Below are 20,752 nucleotides of genomic sequence, written 5' to 3' on the forward strand. Positions count from 1 at the left end.
GCAGACCCCAACCACCCCCAACCGTGCGCTGTTAACTGTTCACTGTTAACTGTTCACTGATCAACGTCAGCCCCTTCTCCAACGCACCACGATTAGCCTCAACCACTCCCGCCGCCGCCTCACCTTGCGCCCGGCACCGCGCCGCATCGTCAAACAGTGCCAGCAGGGTCGTTGCCAGTGCGCCGGCATCGTTCACCATCGAAAGCCCGCCGGCCTCGTCCAGCAGCTGCGAGATGGCGGTAAAGTTATGCAGGTGCGGGCCGGTGAGTACCGGTTTTTGCCAGGCCGCCGGCTCCAGCAGGTTGTGCCCGCCCACCGGCACCAGAGAGCCCCCCACAAAGGCCAGATCGGCGGCGCCAAACAACATCAGCAATTCCCCCATGGTATCCGCCAGATACACCTGTGCCTGCGCAGGCGGCTCAGCGGCGCTACGCCGGGCCACCGTCATCTGCTGCTGGCGCACCAGCGATGCCACATCATCAAAGCGCTCAGGGTGACGCGGTACCAGCACCAGCAACGCATCATCATGGCGGGCCATGACATCGCGGTGGGCCGCCAGCACCTGCTCATCTTCACCGGGATGCGTACTGGCGGCGATCCACACCGGCCGCGCGCCAATGTCGGCCCGCAGTGCGGCTGCTTTTTGACGCACCGGCTCATCGAGGGTCATGTCGAACTTCACACTGCCAATGGCATGGACACGCTCCGGCCAGGCACCTAACGCCACGTAACGCTCGGCCTCCACCGGCGTCTGCACTGCGAGCACATCGAACTGTGCCATCATCGGCCGCACCAGCCGTGGCAGCTTGCGGTAGCCGCGAAAACTGTTTTCAGACAAACGCCCGTTCATCAGCATCAGCCTTGCCCCATGACGCTTTGTCTCGGCACAAAGATTCGGCCAGAGCTCGGTTTCCAGTACCACCACCAGCTGGGGATCAAACGCCCGGAAAAAGCGCTTCAGGGCGGAAGGCACCTCCCAGGGACAATAGACATGGGTTACCCGGTCGCCGAACAGGGCTTTCACCCGCTCCGACCCGGTTGGCGTCGTGGTGGTAACCAGTAGCGGTGTCTGCGGATGATCGGCCAGCAACCGCTCAATCAACGGCGCTGCCGCCAGGGTCTCCCCCACCGACACCGCATGAACCCACAAAGAGCGCCGCAGGGTACCCGGCCGATAGCCCCAGGCCATTCGCTCTTTCCAGCGCTGTCGATACGCTGGCGCCTTGCGCCCACGCAGCCAGAGTCGCAGGAACAGGAAAGGCAGAAGCAAATACCAGAGAAGAGAATAAAAGGTTCGCATAGGGCTTCTTGTGTCTGACATCGGACGCCGGACGTCTGACGCCCGACCCGTCTATGCTAGCATAGCCCCACCTTTGTCAGATGGTGTGCCATGAGCAAATCCACACTGAAACCCGACATTCTCATCCTCGGTGGTGGCATCGCCGGGCTGTGGCTGATCAACCGGCTCAATGCGGCCGGCTATCAATGCCTGCTGCTGGAAAGCCATACCCTGGGGGGCGATCAGACACTGGCCAGCCAGGGCATTATTCACGGCGGGCTGAAATACGCCCTGGGCGGTAGCCTTTCCAGCGAATCGGAATCCATCGCCGAGATGCCTGATCGCTGGCGTGCCGCCATGGCAGGCAACGACCCAGTGGACCTGCGCGACCTTAGCGTGCTCAGCGACACCCAGCACATGTGGTCCAGTGGTTCGGTGGCATCGCGGATGACCAATTTCTTCGCCAGCAAGATGCTGCGGGGCCGTATTGAAAAACTGTCGCGGGCAAATTATCCCTCTGCACTTGCCGACAAGGCCTTCAAGGGCAACGTCTATTCGCTGGACGATCTGGTCATCAATACCGAATCCCTGATTGCGACGCTGGCCGCCCCGGTCCGCCATCGACTGCTGGCGTTTGATCCGCAGCACGACACCCTGACCTGGAACGATGCCGGCTTGGCCTGCGCCACCGTCAACGGCCTGCGAATCGAGCCGGCCATGACCGTTCTGGCTGCAGGCAATGGCAACCCGGCCCTGTTGGAGCAAGCTCACAAGGCCCATTTGCTCGAGCAGGAAGACAGCCAATTGCGGCCGCTAAAAATGGTGCTCGTCAAGCATGACCTGGGCCACCGCTTGTATGCCCACTGTGTGGGCACCAGCAACAAACCGGTACTGACCGTGACCACCCACGATTGCCCGGATGGCAAGGTGGTGTGGTACCTGGGGGGCGATCTGGCTGAGCAGGGCGTGCAGCGCACGGATGCCGAACAATTGGCCGCAGGCCAGGCAGAATTGAAAAAGCGCTTCCCCTGGCTGGATTTCAGTCAGGCGCAACTGGCCACGCTGGATGTAGTGCGCGCCGAACCGAAGCAACAGACACTGGTAAAGCCGGACAGCGCCTATGCCCGTCGCGACCAGAACCTGATCATCAGCTGGCCCACCAAACTGACCCTGGCCCCGGACCTGGGTGACAGAGTCATGGCGCTGGTGGAAGAGCATGGCCTGCAACCGGGCGAACCAATGATGCTGCCAGCGGAACTGAAACAGGCGCCCATGGGCGTGCCGTACTGGCATAGGTGTTTTTAAATATTCAGTAGCAAGCTACAAGCTTCAAGCTACAACACGAGGCAGTGCTCTCTGGATCTGACAGGTTATTGCTCCGCGCTTGTTGCTTATAGCGGTCGCGGGCACGGCCAGCCAGATCAGATGACCTAAACCGCGCCTTGCAGCTTGAAGCTTGTAGCTTGCCGCTAAGGAGCTTTCATGTCTTTCATGCGCCCGCTGGGCAACACCGGTTTGACCGTCAGCGCCCTGGGACTGGGTACGGTAAAAATTGGCCGCGACAAGGGCGTGAAATACCCCAACGGCTTCACCATCCCCGATGATCGCGCCGTCGTCGAACTGCTGGCCCAGGCACGCGATCTGGGGATCAACCTGATCGACACCGCCCCCGCCTATGGCCACAGCGAACAACGACTCGGCCAGCTCATGAGCCAGCGACAAGAATGGATCATCGTCACCAAAGTGGGCGAGGAATTTGATAACGACAGCGGTGCCAGCCATTTTGATTTTTCCCCCGAGCATGTTCGCCGCTCGGTGGAACGCAGCCTGACACGATTGAAAACCGATTATCTCGATTGTGTGCTGGTACATTCAGATGGCAATGACCTGGCCATCATCGAGCAAGGGACCCTGGATGCCCTCAACGATCTCAAAAAGGCGGGTCTGATTCGCGCCACTGGCATGTCCACCAAAACCGTGGAAGGGGGCCTCGCCACCCTGCAGCATGCCGACATCGCCATGGTCACTTACAACCTGAGCCATCACGACGAAGTACCGGTCATTGAGCAGGCCGCCGCCGACCTGAAAGGCATCCTGATCAAGAAAGCCTTTGCCAGTGGCCATCTGGATGACAATATTGCGGACCCGGTGCAGGAAAGCCTGAACCAGATCCTTGGCACCGCTGGTGTCAGCAGTATCATTGCCGGCACCATCAACCCAAGGCACTTGCAGGAAAATGTGGCCAAAGCGCGCCAGGCCTGCCAGCCATAACAACAACGGAATAGCCTGAAATGCGCCTTACCTTGATCTTTCTGCTGACGGCCACCAGCCTGCTTGCCAGAGCCGATGACATCCTGATTCTTCGTGACGCGCCTCAGGGTTGCGAAGAAAGGGGCGAGGTGTCGGTATCGTCCGGCAGCAAGATGCAGGGCATGCTGTTCAGCGACGAAACCATCGACAACAACGTGAAGAAAAAACTGCGCAAGGCGATTAAAAAAGCCGACGGCAACCGTGGCGTGGTAAAAGACCGCCGTGAATTCATGATGGAAAGCCAGTTCCGCGGTATCGAACACATCGAGCTCGATGCATGGGTGTGGCACTGCGAAGAGAAAGACGCCTCGTAGTCGCCATCAACATCTCTCCAGGCCTGACAGGACACGCTTTCTTGCCTTGTCAGGCCATCCCCCCTTGTGGGCGCCGCATTAACCGCTGGATGCAGACGGTATCTCCACCCCCAGGGCCTGCAACCCGGCCCAGTGCCCCTGCTGATAGCCCTGTTCCAGTTTCCGGGCATTGGTCGTCAGACGGTTCACCGGGAAATGTTCATCCGGTGCAATCACAGTGATCCGGCAGTCCGCCGGTGGGTTGGCAATAAACGCCAGCGAGGCATTGTAAACGTCAGTGCGTTTGACCATGGCGTCGTACAGGGCAGGCATATCTTTTACCCACGGTTTGATCAGCGGCGTCAGAGCGCTGGGTTTCTTGCGATATCCCTGATGCCGGGACAGCACCACCGTAATATCCCGCGCCCCTTGCTCGTAGGCCCATTGCACCGGAATGGAATCCGCCAGACCGCCATCGGTCATGGGCTGCCCGGCCACTTCCGGAAACGCCCGATAGGCAAAGGGGATGGAACAGGACGCAGTCATGATGTCGTCCAGGTTGTCGGGGCTGGCCTGGAAATAACGGGGGGTGCCATCTTCCACCGACGTAGCCACCACCCACAGAGGCACTCGGCCCTGCCAGTGCTGCTCCAGATGCAAGGGCACCTCGAGGCGAGACTGATGCCATAACCAGTGCACATCACATAGATGCCCCCCGCTCATGAACCGCTGCCAGTTAATGAAATCGGGACGGCAAGCATGGTCGGTAATGATTCTTCGGCTGCGTCCCAGATCACCGGCAAGGTACCCGATCAGATTGGTGGAGCCGGCCGACACCCCCACTGCAAAATCGAAATCCCGATAATCCTTTTCCAGAAACGCATCCAGCACCCCCGCCGCAAAAATGCCGCGCATGGCACCACCTTCTACCACCAACGCTCGTTGTGACATCGCTTTCCTCCACTGGGGAAATCAGTGAATACCCCGTAACCACAATGGCAAAGCCGCCAACGTTGCGGAAATAGATCCTTGCTGTCCCTGCCATCGGCATTGCTGATGCCAGACGCCGGCCCACCCGGGCTGCACCGATTCAGCGCAACCGCTTCATGTTGGCGCACCCAGTATTGGCAGAGGCCACCGCCGTACTCAATCCCACCCCCATTAACTATTGTAAAAACAGACAATTACCAACGACCGCCGCATCTGGCACTCGCCTTGCACAAGAACGCATACCAACTTGTATACAAACAGGTGTGCTAACGAAATGATCGGCTGGACTCTCCAACAATGGCAGGCGGCCTACCGCAGCGGGGACCTCACCCCGGTGCAGGCCATGAAACAACTGGCGATGCATCTGCATGACAGCGAGCGCGCCCTGTGGATTCATCTGCTGGACGAGTCTTCCCTGGTTGCCCAGGCCGGCGCCCTCACCGATCCCTCCCTGCCCCTGTATGGCATTCCCTTTGCGGTGAAAGACAATATTGATGTGGCGGGCATTCCGACTACCGCAGCCTGCCCCGCGTTTGCCTACACCCCCGAAGAAGACGCCACCGTTGTGCGCCTGCTACGCGAGGCCGGCGCCATCGTGGTAGGCAAGACCAATCTGGACCAGTTCGCCACCGGCCTGGTGGGCGTCCGCTCGCCCTATGGTGAAGTCCCCAATCCGTTCAACCCGGACTATGTCAGTGGCGGCTCCAGTTCCGGCTCCGGCACAGCCGTAAGCCTGGGACTGGTACCTTTCGCCCTGGGTACCGACACCGCCGGTTCTGGCCGCGTCCCGGCATCGTTCACCAATACGGTGGGGCTAAAACCCACCCGTGGCGCCATCAGCACCAAAGGGGTTGTTCCCGCCTGCCGGACACTCGATTGCGTAAGCGTCTTTGCCCTGAATGTCGATGACGCGCAGACCATCTACGAGATTGCCGGGCAATTCGATGAACACGATGCCTACAGCCGTCCAGCTCCGGCACGGCAAGCCAGCGGATTGCCGGCGCGGCCGAAACTGGGCATTCCCAACGTCTTGCCCTGGTTCGGTGACGCGCAGGCCAAAGCCCTGTGGGAACAACAGCTGGAAAGTATTCAGGCCATAGCCGATCTGGTGCCGCTGGATACCATGGTGCTGGAAGATGCGGCAGCGCTGCTTTACCAGGGGCCGTGGGTGGCTGAACGCTTCACCGTCACAGAGTCACTGCTGCAGACTCAGCCAGACGCCGTCCTGCCTGTGATCCGCAACATCCTTGAGCCCGCCGCCGACCTGAAGGCTGCCGACAGCTTCCGGGCCCAATACCAGCTGGCCGAACTGAAACGCGAAGCCGACGCCTTGCTGTCCCAGGTAGATGCCCTGCTGCTGCCGACCACACCGGGCATCTATACCCGGGCAGCAGTCAGTGATGACCCCATTACCCTGAACAGCCAGCTTGGCACCTGGACCAATTTTGTGAATCTACTGGACCTGTGCGCGCTGGCCCTGCCCGGTGGATTCCGGGCTGACGGTCTGCCCGCCGGCGTGACTCTCGTTGGCGACGCCTGGCAGGACCATGCCCTGGCAGAATTCGGCCGCCGCTGGCAGCAACATCAGCCCTGGCAAGCCGGCGCTACCGGTCAGGCATTACCCGCCCCCGCCCACCGCGCCGCCAACAATGACGGCAGTGATTTCATTACTGTGGCAGTGGTCGGTGCCCATCTCACCGGCATGCCCCTTAACAGCCAGCTCACCGAACGCAACGCCGTGCTGCTGGAAGCCACCCATACCGCACCCCGCTACCGGCTGTATGCCCTGGCCAACACCGTGCCCCCCAAACCCGGGCTGATCCGTAACCCGAAAGACGGCGGCGACAGCATTCCCATCGAACTGTGGCAAATGCCCGTCGAACACTTCGGCAGTTTTGTCGGGCTGATACCGGCACCGCTCGGCATTGGCAGCCTGGAAACCGTCGATGGCCGCTGGGTAAAAGGCTTTATCTGTGAACCGTGGGCCATCGATGACGCCACCGACATTACCGCGCTGGGAGGCTGGAGAAACTACATTGCCAAACTGAAACAAGAGGGAGCTCTTTGATGTTGAAGAAAGTGCTGATCGCCAATCGGGGTGAAATCGCCGTACGAATTTGCCGTACCCTGAAGCAGATGGGCATTGCCTCCGTAGCCGTCTATTCCGACGCGGACCGCAACAGTCAGCACGTCAGCGCCGCCGATGAAGCGGTGGCGCTGGGCGGTCAAACCGCCGCAGAGAGCTACCTGAAAACCGACCTGATTCTGAAAGCGGCCCTCGATACTGGTGCCGATGCGATCATCCCCGGCTACGGCTTCCTGTCAGAAAATGCCGAGTTCGCCGAAGCCTGTGAAGCCAACGGCATCGCGTTCGCCGGCCCGACCCCGGCCCAGCTTCGCAACTTCGGGCTCAAGCATGAAGCCCGTGCCCTGGCAGAAAAAGCCGGAGTGCCTCTGGCCCCCGGCACCGACCTGCTGCAAAGCCTGGATGAGGCCAGACAGGCGGCCAGCGATATCGGCTACCCGGTCATGCTGAAGAGCACCGCCGGCGGCGGCGGTATCGGTCTGTCACGGTGCAACAACGAGGCCGAACTGGTCTGCGCCTATGAATCCGTGAAACGCCTTGGCGAAAGTTTTTTCTCCGATAGCGGGGTATTCATCGAGCGCTTTGTGGCCCGGGCGCGCCATGTGGAAGTACAGATTTTTGGCGACGGCGAAGGCACCGTGTTGGCGCTGGGGGAACGCGAGTGCTCCCTGCAACGGCGCAACCAGAAAGTGGTAGAAGAAACCCCCGCCCCCAATCTTCCCCAGGCCACCCGCGAAAAACTTCATGCCAGCGCCGTACGACTCGGTCAGTCCGTTAAGTATCGCTCCGCGGGCACCGTGGAATACATCTATGACGACGAGCGCGACGAATTCTATTTCCTGGAAGTGAACACCCGCTTGCAGGTGGAGCATGGCGTCACCGAATCCGTCTTCAACGTGGACCTGGTGCAGTGGATGGTGGAACTGGCGGGCGGCCAACGCCCCCCGCTAAACGAAAGCTACATCAGCCAGGGCGCCTCCATGGAAGTGCGTATCTACGCAGAAGACGCCCTGAAAGATTTCCAGCCCAGCCCCGGTGAACTGACCGAAGTCTTTTTCCCGGACAACATTCGACTGGACGGCTGGGTCGACACCGGCACCGTGGTCAGCCCGCACTACGACCCGATGATTGCCAAGGTAATCGTGCACGGTGCCGACCGCACTGATGCACTGGCTAAAATGCAGGATGCACTGGCACACACCCGACTGTCCGGTATCGCCACCAACCTGGATTACCTGCGCCAGATCCTGCGCGACGAAAACGTGATCGCCGGCAAGGTCTCCACCCGTTACCTGGAAACCTTCCACTACGCCCCGACCGCGTTCGAAATTGAGGACCCCGGCACCTACACCACGGTGCAGGATTACCCCGGCCGTGACGGCTACTGGGATATCGGCGTTCCGCCTTCCGGCCCCATGGACGATTTTGCTTTTCGGCTGGCCAACCGCATCGTCGGCAACCATCCCTCCGCAGCAGGACTGGAAGCGACCCTGTGCGGCCCCTCACTGACCTTTCATTGTGACACCGTGATTGCCCTGACCGGCGCAGACTGCGAGGCCCAACTGGACGGCCAGCCCGTTGCCCTGTGGCAGCCAATCACGGTCAACGCCGGGCAAACCCTGACCACCGGCAAGGTCACCTCTGGCTGCCGCAGCTACATCGCCATTCGCAACGGCATTGATGTACCCGATTATCTCGGCAGCAAATCCACCTTTGTCCTGGGTCAGTTTGGCGGCCACGGAGGACGCACCCTGCGCAAGGGAGACGTCCTCTCCATCTGCCAACCTCGGCTCGCAGGTTGCCCCACCCCGGCGCCAGTGGCCGAGCCTCACGGTGCGGAAGTCTCACTGATTCCGGACTACCCGCAGCAGTGGGACATCAAGGTACTCTACGGCCCCCACGGTGCCCCCGACTTTTTTACCCAAGACGCCATCGACGAGTTCTTTGCTGCAGACTGGCAGGTGCACTACAACTCCAATCGCCTCGGCATTCGCCTGGTCGGCCCCAAGCCCAGCTGGACCCGGACTGACGGTGGTGAGGCCGGGCTGCATCCCTCCAATGTCCACGACAACGAATACGCCATCGGCTCCATTAACTTCACCGGGGATTTCCCCGTCATTCTTACCAAGGATGGCCCCAGCCTCGGCGGGTTTGTCTGTCCGGTCACCATTGCCAAGGCCGAACTGTGGAAAGTGGGCCAGCTGAAACCCGGCGACAGCATTCGCTTTTCGCCCATCAGCTTTGCCGAAGCCAGAGCCATGGAGGAAGCCCAGGATGCCTCCATCGACAACCTTGGCTGCATCCCGGTGATTCATCCCCAGGTGAGCTCCGAAGACCATGCCTTTACCTCGCACACCATGCTGGCGGAACAAGACGCCGACGGGGATGCGCCTCGCATTGTCTATCGGCAAGCCGGCGACAAGTACATCCTGATCGAATACGGCGACAACGTGCTCGATCTGGCCCTGCGCATGCGTGTCCACGCCCTGATGGAAAACCTCAAGGCGACACCGGTGTCAGGCATCCTGGAATTGTCCCCGGGGGTGCGCAGCCTGCAGGTGCATTACGACTCCCGCCTGATCACCCAGAGAGACCTGGTCAACACCTTGCTGGAGCGGGAAAACCGCCTCGGCAGCATGGATGACATGGTGGTCACCTCGCGGGTGTTGCACCTGCCCATGGCATTCGAAGACAGCGCCACCCTGGATGCGGTGACCCGCTATCAGGAAACCATTCGCAGCGAAGCGCCCTGGCTGCCCAACAATGTGGAATTCATTCGTCGTATCAACGGTCTCGATTCCATCGATCAGGTTCGCGACACCCTGTTCAACGCCAGCTATCTGGTGATGGGGCTGGGCGACGTGTATCTGGGCGCCCCCTGTGCCGTGCCCATTGATCCACGCCATCGTCTGATGACCTCCAAGTACAACCCGGCACGCACCTACACCGCCGAAGGCACCGTGGGCATCGGCGGGGTGTACATGTGCATCTACGGCATGGACTCCCCGGGTGGTTACCAGCTGGTGGGCCGCACCCTGCCGATCTGGAACAAACACCTGAAAAATCCGCAATTCGCCAACGACGAACCCTGGCTGCTCAAGTTCTTTGATCAGGTCCGTTATTACCCGGTCAGCGAAGCGCAACTCGACGAAATGCGAGACGCTTTCCGCCATGGGCATCTGCAGATCGACATCACCGAAGAACCCTTCAGTCTTGCCGAACATCGCCAGTTCCTCGCCGACAATGCCGACAGCATTGCCCGCTTCACCGAGCAACGGGATGCCGCCTACCGTGAGGAAGTGGCGCGCTGGCAGAACGAAGACGCCGCCATCGCCTCCGCCATGCTCGGTAGCAAAACGGACATTGGCGAAGTCAACGGGCACCTGATCAGCGCGGAAATCAGCGGCAATGTCTGGAAGCTGCTGGTGGACGAAGGAGCCCAGGTCACCGAAGGGCAACCGGTGGTGGTGGTGGAAGCGATGAAGATGGAATTCGAAATCCTCGCCAATGCCAGCGGCAAGGTTACCGGCCTGCATTGCCAGCCCGGCGCCATCATCAATGCCGGCGATCCAGTACTGGTGATCGATACCGAGGCGGTTGCCTGAGGAGGCCATGATGAACGCACGCACCGCCCGTAAAAGCGAAAACCTGGCTGAGCGCATCTACCTGCAACTCAAGCAGGACATTTTTGATTTTCGCCTGATGCCCGGCGACCGGTTCAGTGAAAACGAAGTTGCTGAGCGGATGGGCGCCTCCCGCACCCCGGTGCGTGAAGCCCTGTTCCGGCTGCAACGGGAATCCTACGTGGATGTGTTGTACCGCAGCGGCTGGCAGGTCAAACCCTTCGACTTCAAATACTTCGAAGAGCTCTATGACGTGCGCACCATTCTTGAATGCGCAGCGGTGCGCAAACTCTGCGAGCAACAGGAACAGAACACCCTCGATGAACTGGTCAACCTGTGGTGCGTGGACCCGGCCGACCGGCTCGATCACGGCCCCACCGTCAGCGGCATGGACGAGCGTTTTCATGAACAACTGGTGGAAGCCGCAGGTAACCAGGAAATGGCGCGCATTCACCAGGATCTGACCGAGCGGCTACGCATTATCCGGCGGCTGGATTTCACCAAGCCACCACGCGTGGAAGCCACCTATGAAGAACATGCGGCAGTGCTGGATGCGATCCTGCACCGCCGGGTGGAGCAAGCGCAGATGCTACTGCGTGCCCACATCGAAGAATCCCGAAACGAAGTACGAAAAATCACCGTGCACATGCTGCACGAGGCCAATGCACGCAGTCAGTTGCAGGCGGTCGACAACAACAGCGTACCTCGGGGGGATACCACCATCGCTCATGACGAGTGAAGGTTGCTTTGCTTGGATCGACTCGGTCCGGGGACTACAGGAAATGGATAAACCAACTTCAAACGCAAGGGGAAACACCATGAGTTTTTCACAATCCATGAAAAAACTGGCCGCCGGCGTTATCGCCTCCTCGGCCATTGTCTACAGTGGCGCGGTGATGGCTGCCGACACCATCAAGGTCGGGGTACTTCACTCCCTGTCCGGCACCATGGCGATCAGTGAATCCACATTGAAAGACACCGTTCTGATGATGATCGAAGAGCAGAACAAGAAAGGTGGTGTGATGGGCAAGAAGCTGGAGCCCGTAGTGGTTGACCCGGCTTCCAACTGGCCGCTGTTCGCAGAAAAGACCCGCGAGCTGATCACCAAGGAAGGCGTGGATGTGATCTTCGGCTGCTGGACCTCGGTGTCCCGTAAATCGGTCCTGCCGGTGGTCGAAGAACTGAACGGGCTGCTGTTCTACCCGGTTCAGTATGAAGGCGAAGAATCCTCCAAGAATGTGTTCTACACCGGTGCAGCGCCGAACCAGCAGGCCATCCCGGCAGTGGACTACCTGATCAATGATCTGGGCGTGAAACGCTTCGTGCTGGCCGGTACTGACTACGTTTACCCGCGTACCACCAACAAGATCCTCGAAGCCTACCTGAAGGCCAAAGGGGTAGCCGCCGACGACATCATGATCAACTACACCCCGTTCGGTCATTCCGACTGGCAGTCCATCGTCAGCGACATCAAGAGCTTCGGCAGCCAGGGCAAGAAGACCGCTGTGGTTTCCACCATCAACGGTGATGCCAACGTGCCGTTCTACAAAGAGCTGGGCAACCAGGGCGTTAGCGCAGAAGACATCCCGGTAGTCGCCTTCTCCGTGGGTGAAGAAGAGCTGTCCGGCATCGACACTGGCCCGCTGGTAGGTCACCTGGCCGCCTGGAACTACTTCCAGAGCGTTTACAACGACAGCAACGAGAAGTTCATCGAGCAGTGGCATGCCTTCACTGGCGACGACAAGCGCGTCACCAACGACCCCATGGAAGCGACCTACATTGGTTTCAACATGTGGGTGAAAGCGGTAGAGAAAGCCAAGTCCACCGATACCGACAAAGTGGCTGACGCCATGATCGGCATCGAGACCCCGAACCTGACCGGCGGCATGGCCGTGATGAACGCCAACCACCATTTGTCCAAGCCGGTACTGATCGGTGAAATCCAGGATGACGGCCAGTTCGCTGTGGTCTGGGAAACCGACGGTCTGGTGAAAGGTGATGCCTGGTCTGACTACCTGCCGGGCTCCAAGGACCTGATCTCCGACTGGACCGCACCAGTCAAGTGCGGCAACTACAACACCAAAACCAAGAGCTGTGGCGGCGCTGCTGCCGAGTAACACCACAAAAGAAAACGGCACCGGGGTCACTCCCGGTGCCACCTTATAAAAAAGTACGCTTTTTATTTAACGCAAATCTGACGCTCTGTAAGGAGGCCGTCATGGGTTACCGTTTCAGCCAAACGCTGGTCGCCATGCTTGTCATGTTGTTGACCTGTGTGAGCTGGGCAGAACAGGCGCTGCAAGACACAACAGTGCCACCCCAGACCGAGCAAGGCCTGAACTCAGGCACCGACATGATGGACGCCGACGAGTCGAACCGCGTCGTCGCACCACCCACCATCAACGAGATTCTCGATCAGTTGACCAGCCGCAGCTTCGACGATAAAGAAGCGGCCATCCGTCAGCTGGCCAACCAGAACAATCCGCGAGTCATTCCACTGCTGAATGCACTGATGAACCGGGAGCTGGTCCACAACCGCAAGGACGACACCATCGCCCTGGGGGAAAAACAGGACGGCCAGTGGGAACTGCGCGACCCGACGACCGAAGAGGTAGTGGGGCACGTGGACAGCCGGGCGGCGCGCCCGGTGGTAATCAACAATCGCCTGCGTACCGTGATCAACAACCAGCTGGCCCTGTCCGGTCTGAACGACCCGGACAGTGATGTTCGCTATCAGGCCGCTGGCCAGCTGATCGGCAATGATGACCCGGAAATGCTCACTGCCCTTGGTGAGCGCCGGGAGCAGGAATCCAGCCAGCGGGTACTCGATCAAATTGAGACCGCTCTCAACATTGCCGCCCTGCAAAGCGACGACCTGACCGCACGCCTGAATGCCATCGATGCCCTGTCCGGGAACCTGCATCCAGAAGTGAAGAACAGTCTCAACAGCCGCCTGAGCGTTACCGACAACGCGTCAGAAACCCGCGCACTGGAACAGGCCCTGAAAAAGATCGATGCCCGCATCAGCACGTTCCAGACCGCTGACACAGTGTTCTTCGGCCTGAGCCTCGGCTCGGTACTCCTGCTGGCGGCCATCGGCCTGGCCATCACCTTCGGGGTGATGGGCGTGATTAACATGGCCCACGGCGAACTGATCATGCTCGGCGCCTACACCACCTACGTGGTGCAGCAACTGCTGCCCAACAGCCACGAATGGTCACTGTTGATTGCCATCCCGGCAGCATTTCTGGTCTCTGCGTTGACAGGGATTCTGATCGAACGCTTTGTCATCCGTTTCCTTTACGGCCGCCCGCTGGAAACCCTGCTGGCGACCTTTGGTGTCAGCCTGATCCTGCAACAGGCCGTGCGGGTGATTTTCTCGCCTCTCAACCGCACCGTGATTACCCCGGAATGGATGAGTGGCGCACTGGAAATCAACCCGGTGTTCTCGCTGACTTACAACCGTCTTTACATCATCTTCTTTGCCCTGGCCGTCTTCCTGGCGCTGCTGACGCTGCTCAAGCGCACCCGTCTGGGCCTGCAGGTGCGTGCCGTCAGCCAGAACCGCACCACGGCGCGGGCACTGGGTATCCGCAGCGAGCGGGTCAACGCCCTCACCTTTGGTCTGGGTTCCGGCATCGCCGGGGTGGCCGGGGTCGCCCTGGCCCAGCTCACCAATGTGGGGCCCAACCTGGGTCAGAGCTACATCATCGATTCGTTCATGGTGGTGGTGTTTGGTGGTGTCGGCAATCTGTGGGGCACCCTCACCGCCGCCTTTGGACTCGGTATCGCCAACAAGCTGCTGGAACCCATGGCCGGTGCCGTACTGGCAAAAATCATTGTGCTGATCTTCATCATCCTGTTTATCCAGCGCAAACCCCGCGGACTCTTCCCGCAACGTGGCCGGGCAGCGGAGGAATAACATGAGAGACTCAACGTTCAAAGGTGCACTCAGTGATCGCACCGCCCGCACCTTCATGGGTGTGCTGTTTGGCGCCACCCTGCTGGTGACCCTGCTCAACCAGATCTTCCCACCGGATTCGGCACTGCATGTGAGTGCTTACACGGTCACGCTGCTTGGCAAGTACCTGTGCTATGCCCTGCTGGCCCTGGCGCTGGATCTGGTGTGGGGTTACTGCGGCATTCTCAGCCTGGGGCATGGCGCCTTCTTTGCGCTGGGAGGCTACGCCATGGGCATGTACCTGATGCGCCAGATTGGCGACCGTGGCGTGTATGGCAACCCGGAGTTGCCAGACTTCATGGTATTCCTCAACTGGCAGGAGTTACCCTGGTACTGGCACGGGTTCGACCAGTTCTGGTTTGCAGCCCTGATGATTCTGCTGGTCCCCGGGCTGCTGGCTTTCGTGTTCGGCTGGCTGGCCTTCCGCTCGCGGGTCACCGGTGTCTACCTGTCGATCATCACCCAGGCACTGACCTACGCCCTGATGCTCGCGTTCTTCCGTAACGAGCTCGGGTTTGGTGGCAACAACGGTCTCACCGACTTCAAGGATCTGCTCGGCTTTTCACTACAGTCAGACGCCACCCGCGTTGGCCTGTTGATAGCCACCGCTGTAGCCCTGGCCAGCGCCTTTGTGCTGTGCCGCTGGATTACCGGCAGCAAGCTTGGTCGCGTTGTTCTGGCCGTGCGTGATGCCGAATCCCGCGCACGTTTTGTCGGCTACCGTACCGAACACTACAAACTCTGGGTGTTCACGGTCAGCGCCATTCTGGCCGGCCTTGCCGGTGCGCTGTATGTCCCCCAGGTCGGCATCATCAACCCCGGCGAATTCTCACCGCTCAATTCCATTGAGCTGGTGGTATGGGTTGCCGTGGGTGGTCGCGCCACGCTGTATGGCGCAGTGATCGGTGCCATTCTGGTGAACTACGGCAAGACCGTCTTCACCGGCGTCATGCCTGAAGCCTGGCTGTTCGCCCTCGGTGGCTTGTTCGTGGCGGTGACCGTGTTCCTGCCCCAGGGCATTGTCGGCCTGGTGAGCCAGCACTGGGAGCGTCTGCGAAAACGTTTTGTTAAAACCGGCGACACTGATGACACGCCAGCGGCACAAGGAGAACACTCATGAGTGCACTGGACAATCTGCGGGAAACCTTTCGCCGCGATCAGGTGTTCGACTTCATGCGCCAGGGTACCCGCGCAGTGGCACCGGGCCAGCTGGATTCCGGGGCCGGCAAAAACATTCTGTATCTGGAAGATATCACTGTCAGCTTTGATGGCTTCAAGGCGCTCAATGACCTGACGATGTACATCAAGACCGGCGAACTGCGTTGTATTATCGGCCCGAACGGCGCCGGCAAGTCCACCATGATGGATGTGATTACCGGCAAGACCCGGCCCGACAGCGGCACCTGCTTCTTTGGCCAGACCCTGGACCTGACCCGGCTCAGCGAAACCGAAATCGCCACCGCCGGCATCGGTCGCAAGTTCCAGAAACCCACCGTGTTCCCGGAGCACACCGCGTTTGAAAATCTGGAACTGGCCATGAACGATGCCAAGGGCACCTGGCACTCCCTATTCACCCGCATGAGCGGCGAGCAGAAAAGCTGGATCGAGGAAACCCTGGCTCAGGTCGGCCTGCTGGACGACCGCCACAAGGTGGCCGGCCTGCTGTCCCATGGCCAGAAGCAGTGGCTGGAAATCGGCATGGTGCTGATGCAAAAACCCCAATTGCTACTGGTCGATGAGCCCATTGCCGGCATGACCCGCCAGGAAGTGGAGCGCACCGGGCAACTGCTGCAAAGCCTGGCAGGCAAACATTCCGTGGTGGTGGTCGAACACGACATGGAATTCATCCGCTCCATCGCCAGCACCGTTACCGTGTTGCATCAGGGCAGCGTACTGGCAGAGGGCACCATGGATCAGGTACAGAACGATCCGAAGGTGATTGAAGTTTATCTGGGTGAATAAATTCAGCTTCAAGCCATGAGCTTCCAGCTGCGAGACAACCATTCATTCATCTTGGTTTTCCTGTTGGCTAAAAGCTCATAGCTCGTCGCTTTTTACGGAGTAAAAACCGTGTTGAAATTGAACAACGTCAACCAATACTACGGCGAATCCCATACCCTCTGGGATCTGGACCTTGGCCTCACCCAGGGCGAGTGCCTGTGTGTGATGGGCCGTAACGGGGTGGGCAAGACCACGCTACTGAAAACCATCATGGGCTTGTTGCCGGTGAAAAGCGGCAGAATTGAATTTGACGGTGAAGATTTCGCCCGTCTGGCAGCCGAAGAGCGCGCCCGAGCCGGGATCGGTTATGTTCCTCAGGGGCGGGAAATTTTTCCATTGCTGACGGTGGAAGAGAACCTGGAAACCGGACTGCAGGCACGCACGGATCGCAGCAAGAAAATCCCTGACCGGATTTATGAACTGTTCCCGGTGCTGCATGAAATGCGTAACCGTCGTGGCGGAGACCTGTCTGGCGGCCAGCAACAACAGCTGGCTATCGGCAGAGCGCTGGCCCTGGATCCGAAACTGCTGATCCTGGATGAGCCTACCGAGGGGATCCAGCCCAACATCGTCGACATGATTGGTCGGGTCATCAAGACGCTCAACAAGGAAGAAGGTCTTACCGTGCTGCTGGTCGAGCAGAAACTGCACTTTGCCCGCGCCACCGCCGATCGCTTTGCCATTCTTGACCGCGGCAGCAAAGTTGCAGAAGGAGCCATGGGGGAGCTGGATGATAGGTTGATCAAGGAATTTTTGACTGTTTGAGGGGGGGATTAGTGAACAGTTAACAGTGAATAGTTAACAGCTAAAACCAGATCGACCACCCCGCGCCCATGCCAGCATGGCGAAGACCACAGCACTGATTCATGCGGACGGAATCCTGCGCTGTGGTCTTCATCCTGCTGCCAGCATCACCCGACCGGAACCGTCTCAGCCTTCCAGGCATGCTTTCCGGACTCGGCACCCTCTCCCGCTATAAACGGTTTCAGATCGGGTTGCGCCATAACGACAGCATCTCCCCTTCTTTTCCAAACAACTTCTCTCTCCACTCTTGCTCCAGTGATGAAGTATCGTGTTGATCAGGGTGAAACCGGCGTGTAAAAAATGCCGGCATATGAGGAAGGGTTCGCGTTACAAAGCCTTTTCTTCCCAGCAGCAGGGATGCTCCCCGGGACAAGTCACGCCAGTCCTTGATACTCCCCTCACGCACCATCATCCAGATCCAGCTGGCCAGCAGTGGAGGCGTCAGGCTTGCCGCTACCAAGGGTAGCGACAGCACTCGCTGATACCAGGCGTTTCCGACCAGGTTGTAAACGTCGTACGTCACTGCCTTGTGCTCCAGCTCTTCAAGCGCATGCCATTCCCACAGTTTCAGCAATTCGGGATCTGCCTGGCTGCGAAAGGCTTCGTCGGTGAGGAGTTGCTCCGCCAATGCCGCGGTAAAATGTTCCATGAAGGTGGTACAGGCAAGTTGTTGCCGATGTGACAGTCTCGATAGCAGCCACAACCCTGCTTTCACCGCCCGTTCCGCCGGCGCGGTATCCAATCCTCTTGCGGTCAGGAAGGCATTCAACCGTTCGTGTTCCCGACTGTGGATCGCCTCCTGACCGATGAAGCCGGACACCTGGGCTTTCAACGTTTCGTCAGCAATTCGGTCACGATAATGACGAACTGACTCTACAAAGAACATTTCTCCCGGTGGGAAAAAGCCGGAGAGCACCGCAAAAAACAATGAGGCAGTGGCATTGTCTGCATACATATAACGCGGACCATCCTCATCAAACTGAAAGTCGACCTGCCGCGGCGGAATCCCGACCGTCGCCCCTGCAAGACGACGAACCTTTGTACCAATCCGGTTAACCGCATTCATCGCATCTCTCCCGGCATATTATTGTGTTGACCAATAAACAAACGAGAGACTTTTATTTCCCTCACCTTGCCATTGGATGATGTCAATATAATCATGGACAGAGATGCCCCAGTGCCCCATGTGCCTGCGGCCTCATTTATTGTGAATTTAGCCCACCCTCCAAAGGTGCCTATGTCGGCTTCCAGTCCCTACATTCCAGGCCACTATCTTTTACAGCTCATGGGTTCGGGCCTGTTGCCGGAATCGATCACGCAGTATCTGGAAGAGCATTTAAAGAAAACCGGGCTGGATCCCCTGCAGCTGGACAGCGCCCGACTCACCCCCCAGTCACTGGAAGCGCTGCTGCTCGCCTGGCCAGAAATACAGCCGCAATCTCTGGCAGTGGCGTTTGGTGATCAGGTAACCCTGACGAGTCAGGGAAATCTGAGCCTGCTGATCATGACCGCGCCACAGCTGCGTGATGCACTGACGCTTCACACCTTTCTGCCCCTGTTATCGGACGCGGTTACGCTCCAATTCTATGAAACGGCAGATCATGGTTATGTTCAGATTATCCCCCACAGTGGTTCAGCACTGCTTGATGAACTTCTGGTTCTGTATGGCTGCGCCGCACTCTGCAAGCTGTCACGACTACTGACGGGGCACACATTTTCGGCACGGGTAAACCTTGCATCGGTATACCGTGGTTCGCTGACCATGATCGAGTCGGCAACCTGTCAAAACTGGCAGGCGAACGCGCTGGTTTCGAGTATCGCCTTCCCCCTGTCTGCACTGGAATTATCTTCACACTTTGCCGATGCCATTACCCACCGGCGGCTTGTCAAAGACTGTGAGGACAGGATGCAACGCAGACAAAACATGCAGCCGCTGGTGACACGCCTTCGTCAACTGATCAGCGCATCCGAGCCCACCATGGATCAGGAAAGTGCAGCCAGGGCGCTGAATATGTCGCGCAGCACCTTGAAACGGCAACTGGCTGCCGAGAACACCAGCTTCCAGACCGTGCTCACCGATATTCGCAAAGAAAAAGCAGTGCGTCTGTTGCTGGGCACCACACTTCCTCTGGATGAGATAGCCGAACAGCTCGGTTACAGTGACCAGACCAACTTCAGCCATGCCTTCAGGCAATGGTCCGGCTTCACCCCTGGACAGTACCGCAAACACAGCCGGTAGCCAGGGAGTCTATGAATCACTCCGCGCTTACTCCGCTTGGTCTGGATGAGGGTACCCCTGGACAGCCCGGACCTGACCTTACACACTGCCTCCAACGAACTGCCTGCCTGTGAATCAAGACCATGCTGTTAACCCTGTGGAATATTATCGCCCCAGTGCTGTTCTGCGCTGGCCTTGGCTATTTCTGGTCTCGAGCAGGCAAACCCTTTGATACCCAGATGGTCACCTCACTGGTGACCACCGTCACCACACCCTGCCTGATTGTCGCCACACTGGGAAAAACGGACCTGGACATGGCGGCGCTCACCAAAGTCGGCGGGCTGGCGTTACTGGTGCTGGCGCTGACACTGGCGCTGTCCGCTCTGGCCATTCGCCTGAGCGGGCAATCCTTCCGGGTCTTCCTTCCCTCTCTGACGTTTGCCAATACGGGCAACATGGGCATTCCCCTTTGCATGCTGGCATTTGGTGAGGCGGGGCTGGCCTTGTCGCTGGCCTGGATGATGCTCTATTCGGTAGCGCACTTTTCCCTCGGACTTGCCATCGTCAGCGGCCAGGGCCTATCCGTAAAACTGTTCCGCCACCCGATTCTTGTCTCGGTGTTCCTTGCCGTGGCCATGGTGGGCTTCGAGCTGACATTACCGCAGTGGCTGTACAACACCGTCTCACTGATCGGTGACCTGACCATCCCGTTAATGCTGATCACACTGGGGGTCTCGTTATCGCAACTAAAAGTACACCATGCAGGCAAAGGCGCCGCATTTGCCGCACTGCGCTTGTTGATCGGGTTTGCTGTCGGGTTCGCGGTGGCGGAAGCGCTGGCTCTGGAAGGGGCTCTTCGCGGGGTGGTGCTGATCGAGTCCACCATGCCTGTGGCTGTGTTCAACTACCTGCTGGCCAAGGCCTACCAACGGGGTGCCGAAGAAGTGGCCGCCATGGTGGTATTCTCCACATTGATGGCATTTTTGATGTTACCGTTTTTGCTGACGTTGGCGTTGTAGAGCAAGCTTCACGCGACAAGGCGCGGCCAGACATGGTGTGGTTTTGACGCGCCGTGCCCGCGCCCCACATTAAAACCCAGGCAGGGCATTGCAAAACGCCCTGAATCCGACCGTCTTGCAACTTGAAGCTTGTAACTTGAAACACTCAACACCTGGATCCAAAGCAAA

At 59.0% G+C, this 20,752-nt stretch carries 16 protein-coding genes; 13 read left to right on the plus strand and 3 right to left on the minus strand.

The features are described 5' to 3' along the window. Positions 1-31: 31 nt before the first annotated feature. Positions 32-1,300 (minus strand): lipid IV(A) 3-deoxy-D-manno-octulosonic acid transferase, encoded by a 1,269-nt coding sequence (gene waaA / locus D4A39_RS06250; protein ID WP_102791861.1) that lies wholly within the window; start codon positions 1,298-1,300, stop codon positions 32-34. Between the two features lie 90 nt (positions 1,301-1,390). On the opposite strand from waaA, the gene D4A39_RS06255 reads away from it, so the two are divergent. From D4A39_RS06255 to D4A39_RS06265, 3 genes are all read left to right on the plus strand, one after another. After that, on the plus strand, positions 1,391-2,584 hold the full coding sequence (locus tag D4A39_RS06255; RefSeq protein ID WP_102791860.1) for an FAD-dependent oxidoreductase: 1,194 nt from the start codon (positions 1,391-1,393) through the stop codon (positions 2,582-2,584). Between the two features lie 177 nt (positions 2,585-2,761). Then, positions 2,762-3,550: an aldo/keto reductase gene (locus D4A39_RS06260; protein WP_102791859.1), complete on the plus strand. Its 789-nt coding sequence runs from the start codon at positions 2,762-2,764 to the stop codon at positions 3,548-3,550. 20 nt (positions 3,551-3,570) lie between these two features. Next, the gene (locus D4A39_RS06265; protein ID WP_022984149.1) at positions 3,571-3,903 is read left to right on the plus strand and encodes a hypothetical protein; all 333 of its coding nucleotides are present in this window, start codon (positions 3,571-3,573) and stop codon (positions 3,901-3,903) included. Positions 3,904-3,981: 78 nt separating this feature from the next. Here D4A39_RS06265 and D4A39_RS06270 read toward each other — a convergent pair whose 3' ends face one another. Then, positions 3,982-4,833, minus strand: a complete 852-nt coding sequence (locus D4A39_RS06270; protein WP_022984150.1) for a patatin-like phospholipase family protein — start codon at positions 4,831-4,833, stop codon at positions 3,982-3,984. A 313-nt stretch (positions 4,834-5,146) separates the two neighbouring features. On the opposite strand from D4A39_RS06270, the gene atzF reads away from it, so the two are divergent. The 8 genes from atzF (at position 5,147) to urtE (ending at position 17,308) form a co-directional block, all read left to right on the plus strand. Next, a complete protein-coding gene (atzF, locus tag D4A39_RS06275) occupies positions 5,147-6,940 on the plus strand; it encodes an allophanate hydrolase (RefSeq protein WP_022984151.1) in 1,794 nt (597 codons plus the stop codon). Further along, complete coding sequence (gene uca / locus D4A39_RS06280; RefSeq protein WP_102791858.1) at positions 6,940-10,563, plus strand: urea carboxylase; 3,624 nt, start codon at positions 6,940-6,942, stop codon at positions 10,561-10,563. The genes atzF and uca overlap by 1 nt, the downstream gene beginning before the upstream one ends. Before the next feature lie 10 nt (positions 10,564-10,573). After that, complete coding sequence (locus D4A39_RS06285) at positions 10,574-11,320, plus strand: GntR family transcriptional regulator (protein WP_102791857.1); 747 nt, start codon at positions 10,574-10,576, stop codon at positions 11,318-11,320. Positions 11,321-11,399: 79 nt separating this feature from the next. Further along, positions 11,400-12,698 (plus strand): urea ABC transporter substrate-binding protein, encoded by a 1,299-nt coding sequence (gene urtA / locus D4A39_RS06290; protein WP_022984154.1) that lies wholly within the window; start codon positions 11,400-11,402, stop codon positions 12,696-12,698. A gap of 101 nt (positions 12,699-12,799) precedes the next feature. Continuing rightward, the gene (gene urtB / locus D4A39_RS06295; protein WP_102791856.1) at positions 12,800-14,503 is read left to right on the plus strand and encodes an urea ABC transporter permease subunit UrtB; all 1,704 of its coding nucleotides are present in this window, start codon (positions 12,800-12,802) and stop codon (positions 14,501-14,503) included. Position 14,504: 1 nt separating this feature from the next. Continuing rightward, on the plus strand, positions 14,505-15,662 hold the full coding sequence (gene urtC, locus D4A39_RS06300) for an urea ABC transporter permease subunit UrtC (RefSeq protein WP_102791855.1): 1,158 nt from the start codon (positions 14,505-14,507) through the stop codon (positions 15,660-15,662). Beyond that, the gene (gene urtD, locus D4A39_RS06305; protein ID WP_119917719.1) at positions 15,659-16,504 is read left to right on the plus strand and encodes an urea ABC transporter ATP-binding protein UrtD; all 846 of its coding nucleotides are present in this window, start codon (positions 15,659-15,661) and stop codon (positions 16,502-16,504) included. The genes urtC and urtD overlap by 4 nt, the downstream gene beginning before the upstream one ends. Positions 16,505-16,612: 108 nt before the next feature. Continuing rightward, the gene (gene urtE, locus D4A39_RS06310; RefSeq protein WP_119917720.1) at positions 16,613-17,308 is read left to right on the plus strand and encodes an urea ABC transporter ATP-binding subunit UrtE; all 696 of its coding nucleotides are present in this window, start codon (positions 16,613-16,615) and stop codon (positions 17,306-17,308) included. Positions 17,309-17,528: 220 nt separating this feature from the next. On the opposite strand, the gene D4A39_RS06315 is transcribed toward urtE, so the two are convergent. After that, complete coding sequence (locus tag D4A39_RS06315) at positions 17,529-18,413, minus strand: metal-dependent hydrolase (RefSeq protein WP_119917721.1); 885 nt, start codon at positions 18,411-18,413, stop codon at positions 17,529-17,531. Positions 18,414-18,584: 171 nt separating this feature from the next. On the opposite strand from D4A39_RS06315, the gene D4A39_RS06320 reads away from it, so the two are divergent. Further along, positions 18,585-19,586: a helix-turn-helix domain-containing protein gene (locus tag D4A39_RS06320; protein ID WP_233552430.1), complete on the plus strand. Its 1,002-nt coding sequence runs from the start codon at positions 18,585-18,587 to the stop codon at positions 19,584-19,586. A 122-nt stretch (positions 19,587-19,708) separates the two neighbouring features. Beyond that, a complete protein-coding gene (locus tag D4A39_RS06325; protein ID WP_119917723.1) occupies positions 19,709-20,584 on the plus strand; it encodes an AEC family transporter in 876 nt (291 codons plus the stop codon). Positions 20,585-20,752 lie beyond the last annotated feature (168 nt).

Origin of the sequence: Alcanivorax profundi (genome assembly GCF_003597125.1) — a bacterium.
GTDB classification, from domain to species: Bacteria; Pseudomonadota; Gammaproteobacteria; order Pseudomonadales; family Alcanivoracaceae; genus Alcanivorax; species Alcanivorax profundi.

What these genes read in the sequence shown, in the direction of transcription:
- urtD (WP_119917719.1), top strand. Translation starts at nt 15,659, where the DNA reads ATGAGTGCACTGGACAATCTGCGGGAAACCTTTCGCCGCGATCAGGTG.
- D4A39_RS06270 (WP_022984150.1), bottom strand. Translation starts at nt 4,833, where the DNA reads ATGTCACAACGAGCGTTGGTGGTAGAAGGTGGTGCCATGCGCGGCATT.
- atzF (WP_022984151.1), top strand. Translation starts at nt 5,147, where the DNA reads ATGATCGGCTGGACTCTCCAACAATGGCAGGCGGCCTACCGCAGCGGG.
- D4A39_RS06285 (WP_102791857.1), top strand. Translation starts at nt 10,574, where the DNA reads ATGAACGCACGCACCGCCCGTAAAAGCGAAAACCTGGCTGAGCGCATC.
- D4A39_RS06325 (WP_119917723.1), top strand. Translation starts at nt 19,709, where the DNA reads ATGCTGTTAACCCTGTGGAATATTATCGCCCCAGTGCTGTTCTGCGCT.
- urtA (WP_022984154.1), top strand. Translation starts at nt 11,400, where the DNA reads ATGAGTTTTTCACAATCCATGAAAAAACTGGCCGCCGGCGTTATCGCC.
- D4A39_RS06320 (WP_233552430.1), top strand. Translation starts at nt 18,585, where the DNA reads ATGTCGGCTTCCAGTCCCTACATTCCAGGCCACTATCTTTTACAGCTC.
- uca (WP_102791858.1), top strand. Translation starts at nt 6,940, where the DNA reads ATGTTGAAGAAAGTGCTGATCGCCAATCGGGGTGAAATCGCCGTACGA.
- D4A39_RS06265 (WP_022984149.1), top strand. Translation starts at nt 3,571, where the DNA reads ATGCGCCTTACCTTGATCTTTCTGCTGACGGCCACCAGCCTGCTTGCC.
- D4A39_RS06260 (WP_102791859.1), top strand. Translation starts at nt 2,762, where the DNA reads ATGTCTTTCATGCGCCCGCTGGGCAACACCGGTTTGACCGTCAGCGCC.
- urtC (WP_102791855.1), top strand. Translation starts at nt 14,505, where the DNA reads ATGAGAGACTCAACGTTCAAAGGTGCACTCAGTGATCGCACCGCCCGC.
- waaA (WP_102791861.1), bottom strand. Translation starts at nt 1,300, where the DNA reads ATGCGAACCTTTTATTCTCTTCTCTGGTATTTGCTTCTGCCTTTCCTG.
- D4A39_RS06315 (WP_119917721.1), bottom strand. Translation starts at nt 18,413, where the DNA reads ATGAATGCGGTTAACCGGATTGGTACAAAGGTTCGTCGTCTTGCAGGG.
- urtB (WP_102791856.1), top strand. Translation starts at nt 12,800, where the DNA reads ATGGGTTACCGTTTCAGCCAAACGCTGGTCGCCATGCTTGTCATGTTG.
- D4A39_RS06255 (WP_102791860.1), top strand. Translation starts at nt 1,391, where the DNA reads ATGAGCAAATCCACACTGAAACCCGACATTCTCATCCTCGGTGGTGGC.